The sequence below is a fragment of the Bacteroidia bacterium genome (assembly GCA_025056095.1).
Classification (GTDB): Bacteria; Bacteroidota; Bacteroidia; order JANWVE01; family JANWVE01; genus JANWVE01.
The window spans coordinates 1-18,175 of sequence record JANWVW010000035.1; the positions used below are offsets into that span (position 1 = coordinate 1).

General features: G+C 38.4%; 20 protein-coding genes. 13 read left to right on the forward strand and 7 right to left on the reverse strand.

From position 1 onward, the window contains the following. Nucleotides 1-336: 336 nt before the first annotated feature. From NZ519_04565 to tdh, 5 genes are all read left to right on the forward strand, one after another. On the forward strand, nt 337-1,752 hold the full coding sequence (locus NZ519_04565; protein MCS7028017.1) for a cytochrome ubiquinol oxidase subunit I: 1,416 nt from the start codon (nt 337-339) through the stop codon (nt 1,750-1,752). 13 nt (nt 1,753-1,765) lie between these two features. Continuing rightward, entirely contained in the window at nt 1,766-1,903 is a 138-nt protein-coding gene (locus NZ519_04570; protein MCS7028018.1) for a hypothetical protein, read from the forward strand. A gap of 29 nt (nt 1,904-1,932) precedes the next feature. Then, on the forward strand, nt 1,933-2,946 hold the full coding sequence (cydB, locus tag NZ519_04575) for a cytochrome d ubiquinol oxidase subunit II (GenBank protein ID MCS7028019.1): 1,014 nt from the start codon (nt 1,933-1,935) through the stop codon (nt 2,944-2,946). 300 nt (nt 2,947-3,246) lie between these two features. Next, nucleotides 3,247-3,546, forward strand: coding sequence for a hypothetical protein (locus NZ519_04580; protein ID MCS7028020.1), 300 nt, complete (start codon nt 3,247-3,249; stop codon nt 3,544-3,546). A gap of 17 nt (nt 3,547-3,563) precedes the next feature. Further along, a complete protein-coding gene (tdh, locus tag NZ519_04585; protein ID MCS7028021.1) occupies nt 3,564-4,637 on the forward strand; it encodes an L-threonine 3-dehydrogenase in 1,074 nt (357 codons plus the stop codon). Between the two features lie 70 nt (nt 4,638-4,707). On the opposite strand, the gene NZ519_04590 is transcribed toward tdh, so the two are convergent. From NZ519_04590 to hisS, 3 genes are read right to left on the reverse strand one after another with little or no spacing between them, the layout of a single operon-like run. Continuing rightward, nucleotides 4,708-5,031 carry a septum formation initiator family protein gene (locus NZ519_04590; GenBank protein MCS7028022.1) on the reverse strand — a complete coding sequence of 108 codons (324 nt, stop codon included), beginning with the start codon at nt 5,029-5,031 and terminating at the stop codon, nt 4,708-4,710. A 12-nt stretch (nt 5,032-5,043) separates the two neighbouring features. Continuing rightward, nucleotides 5,044-6,141, reverse strand: a complete 1,098-nt coding sequence (locus NZ519_04595) for a Nif3-like dinuclear metal center hexameric protein (GenBank protein MCS7028023.1) — start codon at nt 6,139-6,141, stop codon at nt 5,044-5,046. Nucleotides 6,142-6,186: 45 nt separating this feature from the next. Continuing rightward, the gene (gene hisS, locus NZ519_04600; GenBank protein MCS7028024.1) at nt 6,187-7,548 is read right to left on the reverse strand and encodes a histidine--tRNA ligase; all 1,362 of its coding nucleotides are present in this window, start codon (nt 7,546-7,548) and stop codon (nt 6,187-6,189) included. Between the two features lie 79 nt (nt 7,549-7,627). On the opposite strand from hisS, the gene NZ519_04605 reads away from it, so the two are divergent. Both NZ519_04605 and phaC read left to right on the forward strand, forming a co-directional pair. Further along, nucleotides 7,628-7,795 (forward strand): hypothetical protein, encoded by a 168-nt coding sequence (locus tag NZ519_04605; GenBank protein MCS7028025.1) that lies wholly within the window; start codon nt 7,628-7,630, stop codon nt 7,793-7,795. Nucleotides 7,796-7,987: 192 nt separating this feature from the next. Beyond that, on the forward strand, nt 7,988-9,733 hold the full coding sequence (gene phaC, locus NZ519_04610; GenBank protein ID MCS7028026.1) for a class I poly(R)-hydroxyalkanoic acid synthase: 1,746 nt from the start codon (nt 7,988-7,990) through the stop codon (nt 9,731-9,733). 17 nt (nt 9,734-9,750) lie between these two features. On the opposite strand, the gene NZ519_04615 is transcribed toward phaC, so the two are convergent. Beyond that, complete coding sequence (locus NZ519_04615; protein ID MCS7028027.1) at nt 9,751-11,112, reverse strand: NAD-dependent succinate-semialdehyde dehydrogenase; 1,362 nt, start codon at nt 11,110-11,112, stop codon at nt 9,751-9,753. A gap of 31 nt (nt 11,113-11,143) precedes the next feature. Continuing rightward, nucleotides 11,144-12,217, reverse strand: a complete 1,074-nt coding sequence (prfA, locus tag NZ519_04620; protein MCS7028028.1) for a peptide chain release factor 1 — start codon at nt 12,215-12,217, stop codon at nt 11,144-11,146. A 195-nt stretch (nt 12,218-12,412) separates the two neighbouring features. On the opposite strand from prfA, the gene rpsF reads away from it, so the two are divergent. From rpsF to rplI, 4 genes are read left to right on the forward strand one after another with little or no spacing between them, the layout of a single operon-like run. Beyond that, nucleotides 12,413-12,787: a 30S ribosomal protein S6 gene (gene rpsF / locus NZ519_04625; GenBank protein ID MCS7028029.1), complete on the forward strand. Its 375-nt coding sequence runs from the start codon at nt 12,413-12,415 to the stop codon at nt 12,785-12,787. A gap of 56 nt (nt 12,788-12,843) precedes the next feature. Next, entirely contained in the window at nt 12,844-13,308 is a 465-nt protein-coding gene (locus NZ519_04630; GenBank protein MCS7028030.1) for a single-stranded DNA-binding protein, read from the forward strand. A gap of 22 nt (nt 13,309-13,330) precedes the next feature. Then, a complete protein-coding gene (gene rpsR, locus NZ519_04635; GenBank protein ID MCS7028031.1) occupies nt 13,331-13,615 on the forward strand; it encodes a 30S ribosomal protein S18 in 285 nt (94 codons plus the stop codon). A gap of 12 nt (nt 13,616-13,627) precedes the next feature. Then, entirely contained in the window at nt 13,628-14,074 is a 447-nt protein-coding gene (gene rplI, locus NZ519_04640; GenBank protein ID MCS7028032.1) for a 50S ribosomal protein L9, read from the forward strand. Between the two features lie 52 nt (nt 14,075-14,126). Here the strand turns inward: rplI and NZ519_04645 are convergent, their stop codons facing one another. Then, complete coding sequence (locus NZ519_04645) at nt 14,127-14,639, reverse strand: ferritin (protein MCS7028033.1); 513 nt, start codon at nt 14,637-14,639, stop codon at nt 14,127-14,129. A gap of 108 nt (nt 14,640-14,747) precedes the next feature. Here NZ519_04645 and NZ519_04650 point away from each other — a divergent pair, with 108 nt between their 5' ends. Both NZ519_04650 and uvrA read left to right on the forward strand, forming a co-directional pair. After that, nucleotides 14,748-14,870 carry a hypothetical protein gene (locus NZ519_04650; GenBank protein ID MCS7028034.1) on the forward strand — a complete coding sequence of 41 codons (123 nt, stop codon included), beginning with the start codon at nt 14,748-14,750 and terminating at the stop codon, nt 14,868-14,870. 59 nt (nt 14,871-14,929) lie between these two features. Beyond that, a complete protein-coding gene (uvrA, locus tag NZ519_04655; protein MCS7028035.1) occupies nt 14,930-17,770 on the forward strand; it encodes an excinuclease ABC subunit UvrA in 2,841 nt (946 codons plus the stop codon). On the opposite strand, the gene NZ519_04660 is transcribed toward uvrA, so the two are convergent. Continuing rightward, complete coding sequence (locus tag NZ519_04660; protein ID MCS7028036.1) at nt 17,747-17,914, reverse strand: hypothetical protein; 168 nt, start codon at nt 17,912-17,914, stop codon at nt 17,747-17,749. The genes uvrA and NZ519_04660 overlap by 24 nt on opposite strands. Nucleotides 17,915-18,175: the final 261 nt, after the last annotated feature.

Genomic DNA, 18,175 nt, shown 5'->3' on the forward strand with positions numbered 1-18,175 from the left:
GTTAGCGAAGCACCGAAGCGAAGCGCAGTGCGGAATGCCCCGACCCTTGCGTCAGCAAGGGGCACGCCCAAAAAAATTATCTCTTAGAACGAACATAAAAATCTTTGTTTGTATAAGTAAGTTTGAAAACGGAGTGGCAAAACAATGTATATTTATTAAAAGTTTCTGAATATTTATTCATTTCTTGCAACATGTTAAAAATCAGTTCATTATATTTAAAATTTTTCTAATTGACTATCAGCAATTTTCAAAAAAAAATGAAAATTATAACAACTTTCTTTGTAGTATTGCGTTTGAAGTATTGAAGTCGGTTCCCTAACTAAACTATCAAATACTATGGCCGTTGAGATTTTGGCAAGAATCCAATTCGCCTTTACGGCGGCTTTCCACTACTTATATCCACCTATGAGCATAGGGTTGGGAGTAGTGCTAGTTATCATGGAAGCAATGTACCTGCGAACCAAACAACGAATATACAAGCACATCACTAAGTTCTGGGTCAAAATTTTCGCGTTAACTTTTGCTATTGGAGTAGCTTCGGGAATTGTAATGGAATTTGAATTTGGCACTAACTGGGCTACTTATTCAAGATATGTAGGAGATGTATTCGGAAGTCCTTTGGCTGCAGAAGGTATTTTTGCTTTCTTTTTGGAATCAGGGTTTTTGGCAATTTTGGTATTCGGATGGAACAAAGTAGGTCCTATAACACACTTTATTTCTACCGTAATGGTTGCACTGGGGGCTACATTAAGCTCAGTTTGGATTGTAGTAGCCAACTCTTGGATGCAAACACCTGCAGGGTATCGGATTGTAGGAGAAGGAATGAATGCGCGGGCAGAAATTATAGACTTCTGGGCAGTAGTATTCAATCCCTCATCTATGGAAAGATTAACACACGTTATATTAGGTTCTTGGCTAACAGGCGCTTTTGTCGTTATCAGTATCAGTGCATACTACCTTAGAAAAAAAATACACGAAGAATTCGCCATTCGTTCTATGAAGATAGGTTTAGTAGTAGCTTTTATAGCTATGGGATTACAGTTTATCAGCGGACATGTAAGTGCTACAGGTGTAGCTAAAAATCAACCTGAAAAATTGGCTGCTATGGAAGGACACTTTGAAGCTGATGCCCCTGCGGACCTATATTTATTCGGCTGGGTAGATACAAAAAACCAAACTACAAAAGGTATAGCCCTTCCTAATATGCTTAGCTTTTTAGTACATGGCGATACGAATACTCCTATAAAAGGATTGAAAGCCTTTCCAAAAGAAGACTTACCCCCTATACAAGCTACATTTCAATTCTATCACTTAATGCTTTTTGCTGCTTTTCTCATGGCTATATTCTTAATTGCAGCAGGGTGGCTATGGTACAAAGGTAAGCTTTGGACAAATAAAACCATGTTGACTATTCTGACCTTATCCGTAGTATTACCCCACATTGCTAACCAAGCAGGTTGGTTTGCTGCGGAAATTGGTAGACAACCTTGGATTGTGTATAAAATGCTTCGCACTTCTGAAGCCCTTTCTAAATCTGTAATGGCTAATCAAGTGCTTTGGTCTTTGATAATGTTCATGTTAGTTTATTTGTTGCTTTTTGCCTTGTTTTTATTCTTGTTGAACGAAAAAGTAAAAGCAGGACCTTTTGCGAAAGTAGAAGTACATGAGCAATACAGAGATACAGGAGATCAAGTAGCGCCTTGGGTTAATAAAATTACACGTGAGCGAGTGGAACAGAATGTAGAAGAGTAAATCTGCGTGAGGCATGCGAAGGGCGTGCGTCAGCACGGTGCGGAGCAAGGCGAAGCACCGAAGCGAAAGCGTAGCCCGTAGCACGCCGACCTTGTGGGCTTTTGCCCACAAGGGCACGCCCAAAAATATCTTATTCAAAAAATCAAATTAAAAAATCTAAAAATCTATCCTAAAACAACTATGGACTTAAATATCATCTGGTTTGTATTAGTCGGAGTTCTTTTAACAGGGTATGCCATATTAGATGGCTTTGACTTAGGTGTGGGTAGCCTGCACCTATTTGCCAAAGGAGATAGAGAACGCCGCATTTTGCTCAATTCTATTGGTCCCGTATGGGATGGCAACGAAGTATGGTTAGTTACAGGGGGAGGAGCGCTATTTGCTGCCTTTCCGCACGTGTACGCAAGCGTATTCTCTGCCTTTTATGATGCCTTTATGCTTTTACTATTAGTGTTGATATTCAGGGCTATTTCTATTGAGTTCAGGAGTAAATATCCTAGTCCTACGTGGCGAAAAACATGGGATATTGCTTTTTCAATATCGAGCTATTTAATTGCATTACTTGCAGGTGTAGCACTGGGTAATATCGTTATCGGCGTACCTCTAGATAAAAACCATGAACTTCATACTAATGTGCTTAACCTGCTTACACCTTACACGGTTTTAGTTGGTATCACTACTGTAGCTCTATTTATGATGCACGGAGCCATCTACTTGCTGATGAAAACCGAAGGTGAAATTCAAGCTCGAGTACGCGTGTGGGTACAAAATGCTATGATTTTCTTTATTATGTGCTATGTTTCTTTGAGCATGGTTACTTTGCTCTATGTGCCACGAATGGCAGATAAGTTTCGCGAACAACCTTTATTTTTTCTTGTGGCAGTAGTAAATATGTTTGCTATTGCTAACATTCCCCGAGAAATCACTAAAAATAGACCTGGCTACGCTTTTATTTCGTCAAGTGTCAATATTTTGTGTTTAATGAGCTTATTTGCCATTGGTCTATTTCCAAATTTAGTACCTGCTGTTGATCCTGCTAATAGTTTAACTATCTATAATGCGGCTTCTTCACCTAAGACTTTAAGTATTATGCTCATTTTTGCTTTGCTGGGGGTTCCTGTGGTTTTAGCTTATACTATCAGTATTTATTGGATATACCGCGGCAAAGTAAAATTAGACGAAATGAGCTATTAAAGAGCTTTTTACTATCGGTTGTTAAAGGTTACGTTACGTTGGATGGTCTGCATGTATGTTGCATGCAGACTTCTTTATTTTACCTTGTAATCAGGATAATTGACTATAATTATTTATTTTTTTTGGGCGTGCCCTTGTGGGCTTTTGCCCACAAGGTCGGCGTGCTACGGGCTACGCTATCGCTTCGGTGCTACGCTTCGCTCCGCACCGTGCTGACGCACGCCCTTCGCATGCCTCACGCAAGGATCTCTGAAACTATCGTTTCTTTGTTTCATATACCAAGTTTTAGCTTGTAAGTACTTGTACTTCAAGCTAAAACAAGGTAAAGACATAACTGCACAGGTCATCTGCGTGAGGGGCATGGAGCATGCCGTTAGGCAGTACGAAGCGCAGCGAAGTACCGAAGCGAAGCGTAGTGCGGAATGCCCCGACCCTTGCGTTAGCAAGGGGCACGCCCAAAAAAACTTTATCTATCCAAATATCATTTTTAGCTTTACATCAATTCCGCACCTAAAATTGAAACACAACTTGACACATAATTTTTATTTACAAATACGTCCAATGTTGACAATTATTAGAATTCCTTTTACCTTGCATTAAAAATTCGGCATGAGTATATGGAAATACCACGAACGATGAAAGCCCTTCGCAAAACTAAACCTGCGTTTGGGGCTGAAATAGTTGAAATTCCCGTTCCTCAAATACAACCCAACGAAGTATTAGTAAAAGTACATGCTTGTTCTATTTGCGGTACAGACGTAAGCATATATGAGTGGAATAAATGGGCACAAGGGCGAATTAAAAATATCCCTCAAACTATGGGACACGAATTCACGGGCGAAATTGTACAAGTAGGTGCCCATTGCACTCGCTTAAAAGTGGGCGATATCGTATCCGTAGAAACTCATATACCTGACAACTACTCAAAACAAACGCTTACAGGTCAAATGCATATATCCAAAGAAATGAAAATTGTAGGCGTAGACCGCGATGGCTCTATGGCTGAATATATAGCTATTCCTGAACTAGTAGCTTGGAAAAATGATCCCAACATGCCCACACATTTAGCTTCTGTACAAGAACCCCTCGGAAACGCGGTATATTGTACGTTAGTTACGCCTGTACATGGGCAAAGTATTGCCATTTTTGGCGATGGTCCAATTGGTTTATTTTCTGTAGCTGTGGCTCGTGCCGCAGGGGCTACAACGATTATTTTAGTTGGTTTAGAAGAGTTTAGATTAAATTTAGCAAAACAAGTAGGAGCAGACTACGTCATCAACGCTCGGCATGAAAATCCTGTAGCGCGTATCATGGAAATTACACAAGGAGATGGAGTAGATATTGTTTCTGAAATGTCAGGTTCGCCCATAGCCGTAGAACAGTGCTTTGAAGTGGTACGAAGAGGAGGTTTTTTACGCCTTTTCGGTATATTCAAAGACAAGGTCCCCATAGATATTAACGACCATATCATATTCAAAGGAATTACTATCCACGGCATCAATGGTAGGTTGATGTTTGATACATGGTTTACAGTTTCTAATCTTTTGAAATCAGGTAGATTGAATATAGAACCTTTGATAACGCATAAATTACCTTTTGAAAGGTATGAAGAAGGCTTTAATTTAATGCTGGAAACACCTAAAAAATGCTCCAAAGTTGTGCTATACATGGACACAACAAAGATGATATAAACTTTTGAGCGGCTTAGCTTTTTATGCCGCTAAGCTACACTGCAACGGTCAACATTCAAATACAACTTTTCTAATAATCTGAATTTTCTCTGCTTTCTTTTTCTTCGGGCGTAACTATGATAAAAATGTCTTCGTTGTCTTTTTTCATAAAATACTTTTCTCGGGCATAGTTTTCTAAAAATACTTTGTCTTCGTTAATGTATTTGAGCGTACTATCAAATTCACGAATTTTCTTTTGATAAAACTTCTTGTCGTTATATACTTCATGAAGTTTCTTTCTCAATGCAAGTAAGGTAAAAATGTTATTTCTGTCAAAAAAGAGCATCCATACAGATAAAAACAACAAAACAATTACATACTTATTGGTCAGGTAAGACAAAATTTTTTCTCTCATACTTACCGCAAATTAAAAATATAGGACAGGATTTGTATTTACTTGTGTAGAATACACAGGAATGCTTTCAAATTTTTGGGAAATAATGTGTGCTATTGCTTGTGCTACGTATTGTTCGGTTTCGTAGTGTCCGCCATCTATGAGCATAAGGGAAGCAGGGACATCAAAAAAAGTGTGATAGGTAATATCTGCTGTAATAAAAGCATCGGCATTTTGTTGTACGGCATCTGAAATGAGAAAACTACCTGCACCTCCACATAAAGCTACACGCTGTATTTTCTTTTTATGCGTATATGTATAACGAAGAAACGGAATTTTTAAGACCTGCTTAGCCACTTTTAAGAATTCTTGGGGGGTGTAGGAAGTAGGCAACTCTCCTATTATTCCTGCTCCGTCGTACAGTTCTTGTGTAGAATGGTCAGCAAAAATGTGATAAGCAGGCGTTTCATAAGGATGACTTTGATGCAAAGCTTTGATGATTTGACGTTCTAAATAAGCAGGAAAGCGCATCTCTAAGCGTACCTCTACCTCTTGGCTAAGCTGATTTTTTACTCCACTAAAAGGTTGAGCTTCTTGGTTAGGTCTAAATGTGCCATAGCCTTGCACGTTATAGCTGCACTCTGTATAATTACCTATAACGCCTGCCCCTGACTGCGCTAATGCACTACGCACTTGTGAAACATATTGCGTAGGAACAAAAGTAACAATTACCTTGTAATAATTTTGCAGTTTGCGCAAAGGTTTGAGGTTGGATAAAGCAAAAGATTTAGCTAACCAATAATTTGTTCCCTTAAACACGTGGTCAAAATTGGTGTGCATTGCGTAGACTGCTATGCCTTCTTGAATACAACGATATACCATTTGCTCATTGTAATTTTGCAAAGTAATTTTTTTAAGCGGTCTAAATATAATAGGATGATGTGTGATTATTACATTACAATTGAGCTTTTTGGCTTCATTGATAACTTCATGATTGAGTTCGAGGGCAGTCAAAATACCTTTTATTTCGGTTTGCTCTTCACCAATAAGCAAACCTACATTATCGTAGTCTTCTTTAAGAGCAGCAGGAGCAACTTCTTGTAAGTAGCTTATCAAGTCTTGTACTTTCATAGTTGTTAGGAATTACAAATTTAATCAAATCTGCAAGTTTTTTACTTAACCTTGTTTTAAGTAGGCTATCATTTGGGCTATATCAAGAGAAATTTGTTCGCCTGTTAGCATATTTTTTAGCCCGTATTTTCCTGATTGTACTTCATTTTCACCTATAATAAGCACGTAAGGAATACCTTTTTTGTTAGCATATTCAAATTGTTTAGCAATCTTTTTAGGTTCGCTAAATAGTTCAGAGGGTATACCTGCTTTACGCAGCTGGCTGACCAAAGATAAACTATGTCCTAAAAGGGCTTTATTGAATTGTGTTACAAGTACTTTGGCTGTATGCGTAGCTGTAGGTAAAAGCTGTTTTTCTTTAAGGACATCATATATCCTATCTACTCCGAAAGACATTCCGACTGCCGTAATTTCTTTACCTGCAAACATGCCAATCAAATTGTCATAACGCCCACCGCCTAATATAGATCCCATTTGTACATTATTTGCCTTAACCTCTATGATAGTGCCTGTATAATAAGAAAGCCCCCTAGCTAAAGTAATGTCTATTTTTATCCTGTCCGTAGAGTAATTCATTTCCCCGACGTACTTTAACACTTGTTGTAAATCGTCAATAGCGTGCAGTGCTTTTGGTGAGTCGTGTAGGTCTTCTGTGAGTTTACCTAATATATTTGCGTTATCTTCGGCAGTCAATAAAATTTTTAACAAGCTTTGGGCGGTATCAAACTCAATTTGTCTTTGGACAAGCTCTTGTAGAACCCCTTCTGTACCTATTTTATCCCATTTATCTATGGCTATCAAAACATCATTTTCTTTATCTTGAAGCTGATATTTTTCTATAATTCCGCTCAAAAGTTTTCTATGGTTGATTTTGATAGTAATGTCAGAAAGTTGAAGCGCATCAAACGCATCTTGGATTAAGCAAATAAGTTCTGCTTCGCAAATTAAACTGTTCGAACCTATAATATCTACATCGCACTGATAAAATTCCTGATATCGCCCTTTTTGGGGACTATCTGCACGCCATACAGGTTGCATTTGATATCTTCGGAAGGGCAGTGTAATTTCATTAGGATACATAGCTATTACGCGGGCAAGAGGCACAGTCAAATCGTACCGAAGTGCTTTCTTAGAGATATACTTCAAAATTTTTGCAGATTCCAGCGGTGTGGTGGTATCCACTTCTTTAAGAAAGTCCCCTGAATTAAGAATGTTGAATATAAGTTGATTACCTTCCTCGCCGTATTTACCGCGTAGAGTTTCTTGTAGTTCCATAGCAGGAGTTTCTAAGGGTAGGAAGCCGTATTTTTGAAAATTTTGTTCAAGTGTATCAAAAATATATTTGCGCCCTGCCATTTGAGCAGGCAAAAAATCTCTTGTTCCTTTGGGAATTGCAGGTTTGTTCATACAGGCTTGCAAAAATAGTGGTTTTTATGGGGATTATGAGTTGTAATAGAGTATATTTTCAAACTAATTTGGTATTTTTTTGGGCGTGCCCTTGTGGGCGTTTTGCTTGCGCTCACGCCCACAAGGTCGGCGTGCTTCGGGCTACGCTGACGCTTCGGTGCTACGCTGCGCTTCGCACCGTGCTGACGCACGCCCTTCGCATGCCTCACGCAGGATAAAAATTTTTAACCTTGTTTTACCTGCGTAAACGCTAAAATGAAACTTTATCCTGTAAAACTTTCATTTACATGAGTTTATTTTCGGCATCCCAAAAGATAAAATAAAAACTACTACATTCCACACCAATAAATCCCTTACTTTTACTTAAAATAAACTTTGCCTAATAATCTCTTAATTTTTATTCTACCAAATTCTCAAAAAAATGCTTACCTTTGCAACCATGAATGCTACAAAAGAAATAACAGACATATACAAAACTCTCACCGAGCAAAATGAACAGTGGTTCCAAGCTTTTGTGAACAGCTATTCCAAAGAACAACAAGAATACTGGACAAAACAATTACAGCAAGCTCTAGAAAAAATTGGTATCAACTTAACCAAAATTCAGCAACAATGGCTAACCGTACAAATGCAGTTTTTTCAAGATCAACTAGCTTTATGGGCTAGCTTCCTCAATCGCAATAATGAAAACTACACCCCTGTAATTACTCCCGATAAAAATGATAAACGCTTCACAGACCCCCAATGGACTGAAAACCCTATCTTTGATTTTATTAAGCAGTCTTACTTACTCTCTTCTCGCTGGCTTTTAGATAGCGTCAACAGTATAGAACTTTCCCCTGAACAACGCCGAAAAATGACTTTCTTTGTCAAACAATATATTGACGCAATGTCCCCTACAAACTTTGCACTGACTAACCCAGAAGTTATCCGCCTAGCTATCGAAACTAATGGGCAAAGCTTGATAGATGGCTTGAAAAACTTACTAAAAGACATAGAAAAAGGCAGAATTACCATGACCGATGAAAGCGCCTTTGAGGTTGGAAAAAATCTAGCAATTACTCCAGGCGCCGTTATCTATGAAAATGAACTCATGCAGCTCATTCAGTACTCTCCTACCACAGAACAAGTCTATGAAATTCCCTTGCTCATCATTCCACCTTGGATAAACAAATATTACATTCTTGACCTACAACCTGAAAATTCTTTTGTGCGCCACTGCTTAGATAACGGTTTTACGACCTTTATCATCTCTTGGAGAAACATACCTGAATCTATGGGGCACATTTCTTGGGAAGACTACATGGATAAAGGTGCCCTGACTGCAATGGACATTGTTAGAAAAATTACTAAATCCGAAAAAATCAATACATTAGGTTTTTGTATAGGAGGTACCTTATTAGGTTCAGTTTTGGCTGTTTTGGCAGCACAAAATAAAAACTATGTAGAAAGTGCCACTTTCTTAACTACAATGTTAGATTTTAGCGACACAGGCGACATTTCTGTATACGTAGATGAAAAACAAGTAGAAAAAAAAGAAATGGAACTAGGCGAGAAAGGTATCATGTCAGGTAAGATAATGGCTGATACTTTTTCTCAACTAAGAGCTAATGACTTAATATGGTCTTATGTGATTAACAATTATCTAAAAGGCAAAACGCCCCCACCTTTTGACTTGCTCTACTGGAATAGCGACTCTACTAACTTACCTGCAAAAATGTACACTTACTACCTACGTAACATGTATTTAGAAAACAACCTCCGAAAACCAGCTTGCTTAACAATGCTCAACCAGCCCATTGACTTGTCTAAAATAACTACACCTTCATACATATTAGCTACCGCAGAAGACCACATTGCACCTTGGAAAACATGCTTCGTTAGCACAGAGCTACTAGGCGGAGAAACAGAATTTGTCTTAGGTGCAAGCGGACATATTGCAGGAGTAATTAACCCTGCTAAAAAGAATAAAAGACACTACAATATCAATGGCGAAAAAGGTAAAGGTCCCGATCATTGGTTAAAAACTTCTCAAAGAGTGGAAGGTAGTTGGTGGAATCATTGGATTAAGTGGCTTGCCGCTCACGGCGGAAATCAAATTCCTGCAAGAACTACACTAGGTAACGAAGAATATACATTTATTGAACCTGCCCCAGGTAGATACGTAAAGGAACGCATAAGTTAAAACCAAAAACTCAATTTTTATTCTGTCAAGTCCGCTCTCAAAATAGGGTAGCAAAATTCTTGCATACCCCAGTAGGATAGTTCTTTACCTACCCCAGATAGTTTTATGCCCCCAAAGGGATACTTTGGATCGGAGCGAACTAATCCATTCACAAAAACATTTCCTGCCAAAAGTTTTGAAGCAATGTATGAAGCTTCTGCCCTATCTTGTGTCCAAACTGATGCACCTAGCCCATACTCTGTGTTGTTAGCTACCTCAATAGCATGGTCAATTTCATCAAAGACATAAATAGATGCAATAGGTGCAAAAACTTCTTCTTGCATAACTCGCATGTTAGGCTGTACGTTTGTCAATAATGTAGGCAAAAGAAAATTGCTGTTATCATCTTTACAACTTCCCCCTACTAAACAAGTGGCACCTTTTTCAAGCGCATCTTGTAATTGACTCAAAGCCGTTTCTAGTAAATCCTTTCTTGCCATAGGACCTATTTGAGTAGCTGGGTCAAGAGGATTACCGACACGTAGGCTTTTTATTTGTGCTAATAGCAAGTCAATAAACTTATCAGCAATATCGGACTGTACTAATATTCTCTTAGCTGCTATACAGCTTTGACCACAATTTCCAAAGCGCGAACGTATGCACACCTTGATAGCATTTTCTATGTTAGCATGTTTGGTAACAATTAAAGGGTCGCTACCGCCTAGCTCTAGAACCACTTTTTTCAAGTACTGTGCGGCTTGAGTAGCCACAGCTATACCTGCACGAGTACTTCCTGTTAAGCTGATTCCTTTTATGCGCTTATCGGCTATAAGTTGGCTAACTTGTTGATGAGAAATAAAAAGATTAGTATATACACCTTCCTCTACTCCCGCGTCTACAAATATTTTAGCTATAGCTAAAGAACACTGAGGAACATTAGGGGCATGCTTAACCAAAACAACATTTCCTGCTACAAGTGTAGGAATAACTGCTCTAAATACTTGCCAATACGGAAAATTCCAAGGCATAATACTTAAAATAATGCCCATAGGTACGTAATGCAAACTATGCTGCGCGTCAAATATGTTCGGTTTTGCATAATCCTTTGCATGGTTGTAATAGTGTTCGCATAAGGTTGCACATTTTTCTACTTCTGCTATACCCTCAGTGATAGGCTTGCCCATTTCTATGGCACTCAACCGAGCTAACTCTGCTTTTCTTTCATGAAGTAAGGTTGCTAATTTGGGTAGCACTTCAACTCTCTCTTCAATCGTTTTATTTTTCCATAATTCAAAAGTGGAGTTACTTTTTTCTACGTACTTTTCTAGTGTATCATTGCTTAAAATATCTACTTCAAAAAATATTTCTTGAGTAAGCGGAGATATACTTTGGTATTTCATGCTGCAAAAATACGGAAATAATGTAGGTAGGTTAATAACCTGTACCTTGCTCTAACTTAGCAGTATTTTCCGCTAATCGGAGTTGTTCTAAAAGCTCTGTAAGATTTCCATCCAAAACTTCGGGCAGGTTGTACACAGTATAGTTTATTCTGTGGTCCGTAACTCTACTTTGTGGAAAGTTGTAGGTTCTAATTTTAGCAGACCTATCACCTGTGCTAACCATAGTTCTACGTTGCTTAGCAATAGCTTCTTCTTGTTCGCGTACTTTTGCTTCGTATAGTTTAGTACGGAGCATTTGCATAGCTTTTTCGCGGTTAGCTAATTGTGTTCTTTCAGTTTGACACATTACTACTGTGCCCGTAGGTATGTGGGTGAGAATAACTTTGGTTTCTACTTTGTTGACATTTTGCCCACCAGCGCCCCCGCTGCGTGCTGTTTCCATTTTGATATCACTTTCTTTTATTTCTACGTCCACTTCTTCAGCTTCAGGTAAAACTGCTACAGTAGCCGCCGAAGTATGAATGCGCCCCGAAGCTTCTGTCTTAGGCACCCGCTGTACTCTATGTACGCCTGATTCAAACTTAAGAGTTCCGTACACGTCTTCCCCTGTAATATGAAGTATAATTTCTTTGTAACCTCCTGCTGTACCTTCTGTAAAATCTACAATTTCCACATTAAAGCCCATACGTTCAGCAAATCTTTGATACATACGTGCTAAATCTCCTGCAAATAAAGAAGCCTCATCTCCCCCCGTGCCTGCACGTATCTCCATCATTACATTTTTAGAGTCTTGAGGATCTTTGGGAATAAGCATTTGTTTAATTTTTTCCTCTAAAATGGATTGCTTTTCAGTAAGCTGTGCAATTTCATCTTTGGCAATATCTCGCAACTCCTCATCTGATTCTGTTTCCAATATCCTTTTACTATTTTCAAGGTTAGCTAAAACTAGCTCGTATTCTTGTATAGCAGATACAATTTTAGATAATTCTTTTGCTTCTTTATTTAGAGTTCTGAAGCGTTTCATGTCTGCAATTACATCTGGTGCAGTAAGCATCTCCTGTACTTCTTGGTATCGGACCTTTATTTTTTGCAACTTATCTAGCATAAATACCTTGCAAAATTATGAATTTGTACTAAATTGTAGGTTTCATCAATGCTTTTGAAGATTTTTGTACATTCCAGACAATCAAAAATATAATCTTGATTATCAATACTTTACAAAAAGTAGTAACCATAAAAGGGCTTTTTTTCAAACAAAAATTTTGTGGTTTAGAAAAAGCATATTAGTTTTGCATTCCCGATGTCTGAACAAAAACGTATGCGTCAGTACGAAACAACGTTCATTTTGGCACCTACGCTGACTGAGGAAGAGGCTAAGGCTACGTTCAACAAGTTTTTGAATATCGCAAAAGAGGGAGGAGCAACAATAATTCACACAGAAGAAATGGGCTTAAGAACTCTAGCTTATCCCATAAAGAGAAACACAAGTGGCTACTATTTCTACTTTGAGTTTCAAGCGCCCAGCTCATTCATCAGCAAATTAGAACGCGAATACCAAATTGACACTAATGTAATCCGTTTTCTAACTGTGAGCTTAGATAAGCACGCTATCGCCTTTAACATTAAAAGGCGTGAGGGTGCATTTAATCAACCTAAAAATACTACAACAGAGTAGATTTGAAAATTTTTTAATAAATTAGCGAAAGTAAACCACTTTAATCATAGATAACGATGGCTGACTTGAAGATGCCCGAAATCAATAGTGTAGTTGTTGTGGGCAATTTAACAAAGGATCCTATGTTTAGAGAAACCAGTTCCGGTACCCCCGTGGTTAATTTTACAATAGCATCTAACAGAAAGTACAAAGATGCGTCAGGGAACTGGCAGGAAGATGTATGCTACGTAGGGGTAGTAGCTTGGAACAAGCTGGCTGAAAGTTGCAGAAATAACCTCAGAAGAGGCTCCGCAGTGCTTATTGATGGCGAACTCCAAAGCCGAAGCTGGAAAACCGAAGACGGACACAATCGTAGTATCGTAGAAATTAAAGCAAGAAGAATTCAATTTTTGAACAAGAACTTCAGAAAGCCAACAAACACTGAAACGAATAATAACAACCAACAATTTGTTGCTGAAGACGAAGACTCCTACATGGAAGATCCAAAATTCCTCAATGAAAACATGAATCACCAAGAATAAAGCGCATAAATAAATGGAAACTATGAAAAAACAAACTACGGGACAAGACACAACGCAAGCCGTACAACCTCCTGCTACTATAAGCACAGAGGTCAAAAAGAAATATTGCCGCTTCAAAAAAGCAGGGATTAAGCACGTAGATTACCGCGACCCGAACTTCTTAATAAAATTTCTTAATGAACAAGGCAAAATACTACCTCGCCGCATCACAGGCACTAGCTTGAAGTTTCAACGTAAAGTTGCAAAAGCAGTAAAACGTGCAAGACATTTAGCCCTTTTGCCCTTCGTTACAGATGGATTAAAGTAGGAGGATACAATCATGGAAGTTATTCTAAAACAAGATGTCAAAGGTCTAGGACTTAAAGACGATATCGTCAAAGTAAAGGATGGCTACGCAAATAACTATCTCATTCCAAGAGGCATGGCTATCCCTGCTACACCTTCTAACCGCAAAGTGCTAGCAGAAAATCTAAGACAAGCCGCACTAAAACAAGAAAAAATCAAAGCTGCTGCCCAAGAAAAAGCCGCAAAACTAGAAGGTGTTACAGTTCAAATAGTTGCTTTGACAGGTGAAGATGGTAGAATATTCGGTTCAGTAACCACTACTCAAATCGCGGAAGCACTCAAAAATAAAGGCATTGAAGTAGATAGACGCAGAATCATCATTGATGACGAAATCAAATTTACAGGCAATTACACTGCAACCATCAATCTTCACCGAGAGGTCAAAGTTAAAATTGGAATAGAAGTAGTCAAGAAAACGTAAATCTCTACGCTTAACTATCATAAAACGCACTTTTTAAGTGCGTTTTTTATTTTTACTCATTGAGCTGGGCATCAAAAGTACGTTTAGCTAACTCATCATTGAGCAAATACAAAGCAGAGGGATTATCCCCTATCATTTCTATTTTTTTGAGTATACTACTAACCAGCGCTTCTTCCTCAACCTGTTCTGTGATAAACCATTGCAAAAAAGTGTGTGTAGCAAAATCATTCTCTTCTAAGGCTAATTTCATTAAGTTGCTAATAGATTGCGTAACCTTTTTCTCATGCTCTAACGTAACTTCAAATACATGCTTGATGGACTTGAAATCACTCACAGGTGCGGGAATACTTTGTATCTTAATATATCCACCTACCTCATGAAGGTACTTAAATTGTTTCATCGCATGAAAGTTCTCTTCTTGGGCTTGTACCAAAAAGAAGTTTGCAAAGCCATTTAATTCATCTTTGAGAAAATATGATGCCATGCAAAGGTATTGATTGGCAGAGTATAATTCGCTATGAATTTGCGCAATTAGCGCTTCTTGCATTTTTTGACTGATTTTCATATTGCAAAACTAACAAATAAATAGCCTGTTTTGTTTTTTCTCAAATAAAAATTTTTTGTTCAAGCTATCTATTTTGCTTTTAGGTTTTAATTTTTTGGGCGTGCCCTTGTGGGCGTTTCGCTTGCGCTCATGCCCACAAGGTCGGCGTGCTACGGGCTAGGTGCGGAATGCCCCGACCCTTGCGTCAGCAAGGGGCACGCCCAAAAAATCAAATCATCTTTAAATACCTAGCTTTGCACTTGCTTTGCTATTTTTGAACCTAATTCAAGATTCTGCTTTTTTATATTACAATGGATAGAATTGAAATTTTTGGCGCAAAAGAGCATAACTTAAAAAACATAGATATCAATATACCTCGTAATCAATTAGTTGTCATAACAGGTGTAAGCGGTTCAGGAAAAAGTTCCCTAGCTTTTGATACTATTTATGCCGAAGGACAAAGGCGATATATGGAAGCTTTTTCCATATTTGCCCAAAACATGATGGGCAACATCCGCCGACCCAACGTAGATAAAATTAACGGATTAAGCCCCGTTATCTCTATTGAGCAAAAAACTGTATCAAAAAACCCAAGATCAACTGTGGGAACAATTACAGAAGTCTACGATTTTATGCGCCTACTTTTTGCCAAAATTGCAGACGCATACAGCTACATTTCAGGTGAAAAAATGGAAAAACGCACAGATGACCAAATCGTAGACTTAATACTTACCAAATTTACTGACCTTAACTTGATTTTTCTTGCCCCATTAGTAAAAGGACGAAAAGGACATTACAGAGAACTATTTGAACAACTGTCCAAAAGCTTTGTACGCGTATGTGTAGATGGTCAGATTAGAGAACTCAAACCCAAAATGCAATTAGACAGATACAAAACTCATGATATTCAAGTAGTGGTAGATGTAATTAAAATTCATGAGAATAACCGCAGCCGCATACAAGAAACTGTCAAAAGGACTTTGGACATAGGCAAAAACACTATGTTAGTAATGGAAGAAAATCAGCAACATGTTTTCTTCTTTTCACGAAATTTAACCTGCCCTACTTCATTTATCAGTTATGACGACCCTTCGCCGAATACCTTCTCCTTCAACACAAAATATGGGCAGTGTCAACATTGCAAAGGTATTGGCTTAGTTTTAGTGCCAAACATAGATGCTATTATTCCCGACCGAAGTCTTACGATTGCAGAGGGTGCTTTTGCCCCCTTAGGCGAATATAGGGACATCTTTATATTCAGCATGATGAAAAACATTCTACGTAAAAAAGGTTATACCTTAAAAACCCCCATTGAAAAAATAGACCAAAACACTCTCAAATTACTGCTATATGGCGACACAGATCAAATCAAAGAAATACAAGAACACTTAGATACCCCTATGGGGCTTAATGTAGCTATGTATTCGGATATTTACCCTGGCGTAATAATGTACATTAGTCATCAATACCGCTTCGGAACAGCTACTACACAAGAACGAATGGCACAGTATTTTACAGAATCCGAATGCCCTGAGTGTAAAGGTGGGCGGTTAAAAAAAGAAAGCTTGCACTTCAAAATATTAGACAAAAACATTTACGAACTCGCCAAAATGCCAATTAGTGAGCTACAAAAATGGTTTTTAGAACTCCCTAAATATCTCGATGAACGTAAAAACACTATTGCCAAAGACATTCTTAAAGAAATAAACAACCGCCTAAAAGTATTAAATGAGATTGGATTAGGCTACCTAGATTTGAACAGGAGTGCAAAAACTCTATCTGGCGGGGAAGCACAGAGAGTACGTTTGGCAACTCAAATAGGTTCTCAATTAGTAGGTGTAACGTATATTTTAGATGAACCTTCTATTGGTCTGCATCAGAGAGATAATCAAAGATTGATAGAAAGCTTGAAAAATTTAAGAGACTTGGGCAATACAGTAATTGTCGTAGAACATGACAGAGAAATGATAGAAAAAGCCGATTATGTAGTAGATATTGGTCCCGGGGCAGGTATTCACGGCGGAACTGTTGTAGCTTCTGGAAAACCTACTAGCATATTGAAAAAAAATACAGAAACTGCCCAATTTTTACGAAGGGAGAAAGATATTTTTGTTCCTACTCAACGGCGTTCAGGTAATGGACACTTTTTGACCTTGTACGGGGCATCAGGAAATAACTTGAAAAATATCACGGTTAGATTTCCGTTAGGTAAATTGATTGTTGTTACAGGGGTATCAGGAAGTGGAAAGTCTACTTTGGTATCAGAAACGTTAGCACCTATCTTAAAAACGCATTTTAGTAAAGAAATTACCTACAAAGCTTTGCCTTACCTACGTATAGAAGGTTTAGAGCATATTGACAAAGTAATTGAAATAGACCAAACACCAATTGGCAGAACGCCGCGCAGCAATCCTGCTACTTACACAGGAGTTTTCACGCTTATTAGAGATTGGTTTGCACAGTTACCTGAAGCTAAAATCAGGGGCTATAAACAAGGGCGTTTTTCTTTTAATGTAAAAGGTGGGCGCTGCGAAGCTTGCCAAGGGGGAGGAGAGCAAGTCATAGAAATGGGCTTTTTACCTGATGTTACCGTTACTTGTGAAGTCTGCAAAGGTAAGCGATATAACCGTGAAACTTTGGAAGTACGCTACAAAGGTAAGTCTATTTCTGATGTACTTAATATGACAGTTGAAGAAGCTATTGAGTTTTTTCAAGCTCATCCTCGTATTCTCAAGTATTTGCATGCTATCAACGATGTAGGTTTAGGATATATGACCTTAGGTCAATCTTCGGTTACGGTTTCAGGTGGGGAAGCCCAGCGAATCAAACTTGCTACTGAATTAGTAAAAAGAGACACGGGCAAAACCTTTTATATTTTGGATGAACCTACTACGGGCTTACACTTTTCAGACATTAAAAAGCTCACGGATGTATTACAACGTTTAGTAGACAAGGGCAACACTGTACTGATAGTAGAGCATAATTTAGACGTAATTAAAATTGCTGACCACATTATTGATTTAGGTCCAGAGGGGGGAGAGAATGGGGGCTATATTGTAGCAGAAGGTACGCCCGAGCATATTATTACGGTGGCTAATTCTATCACAGCTAAGTTTTTGAAAAAAGAGTTAGAGTGTACTGCAAGGGTTTGAATTAAATATCTGACAAATAATTTTCTTTTTGGGCGTGCCCCTTGCTGACGCAAGGGTCGGGGCATTCCGCACTACGCTTCGCTGCGCACCGTGCTGACGCACGCCCTTCGCATGCCTCACGCAGAAAAAACACACTAAATCCATTTATCCAAAGTTTAACCTCTTACATGCCTGATAATCAAATTAAAACAAGGTAAAACGTCGCTAAAAACTAAAATTAAGCTCTTCTGTTTATTTTTGTACCATGATAAAAATTGCAAACCCTGCGTATGACGTTGTATTCAAGTACCTGATGGAAGATATCCAAATTGCAAAACTCCTTCTATCTGACCTACTCCAAGAAGAAATTATTGACCTCCAAGTCAGACCCCAAGAATACATCCTTGATGTCATCACCACAACCGT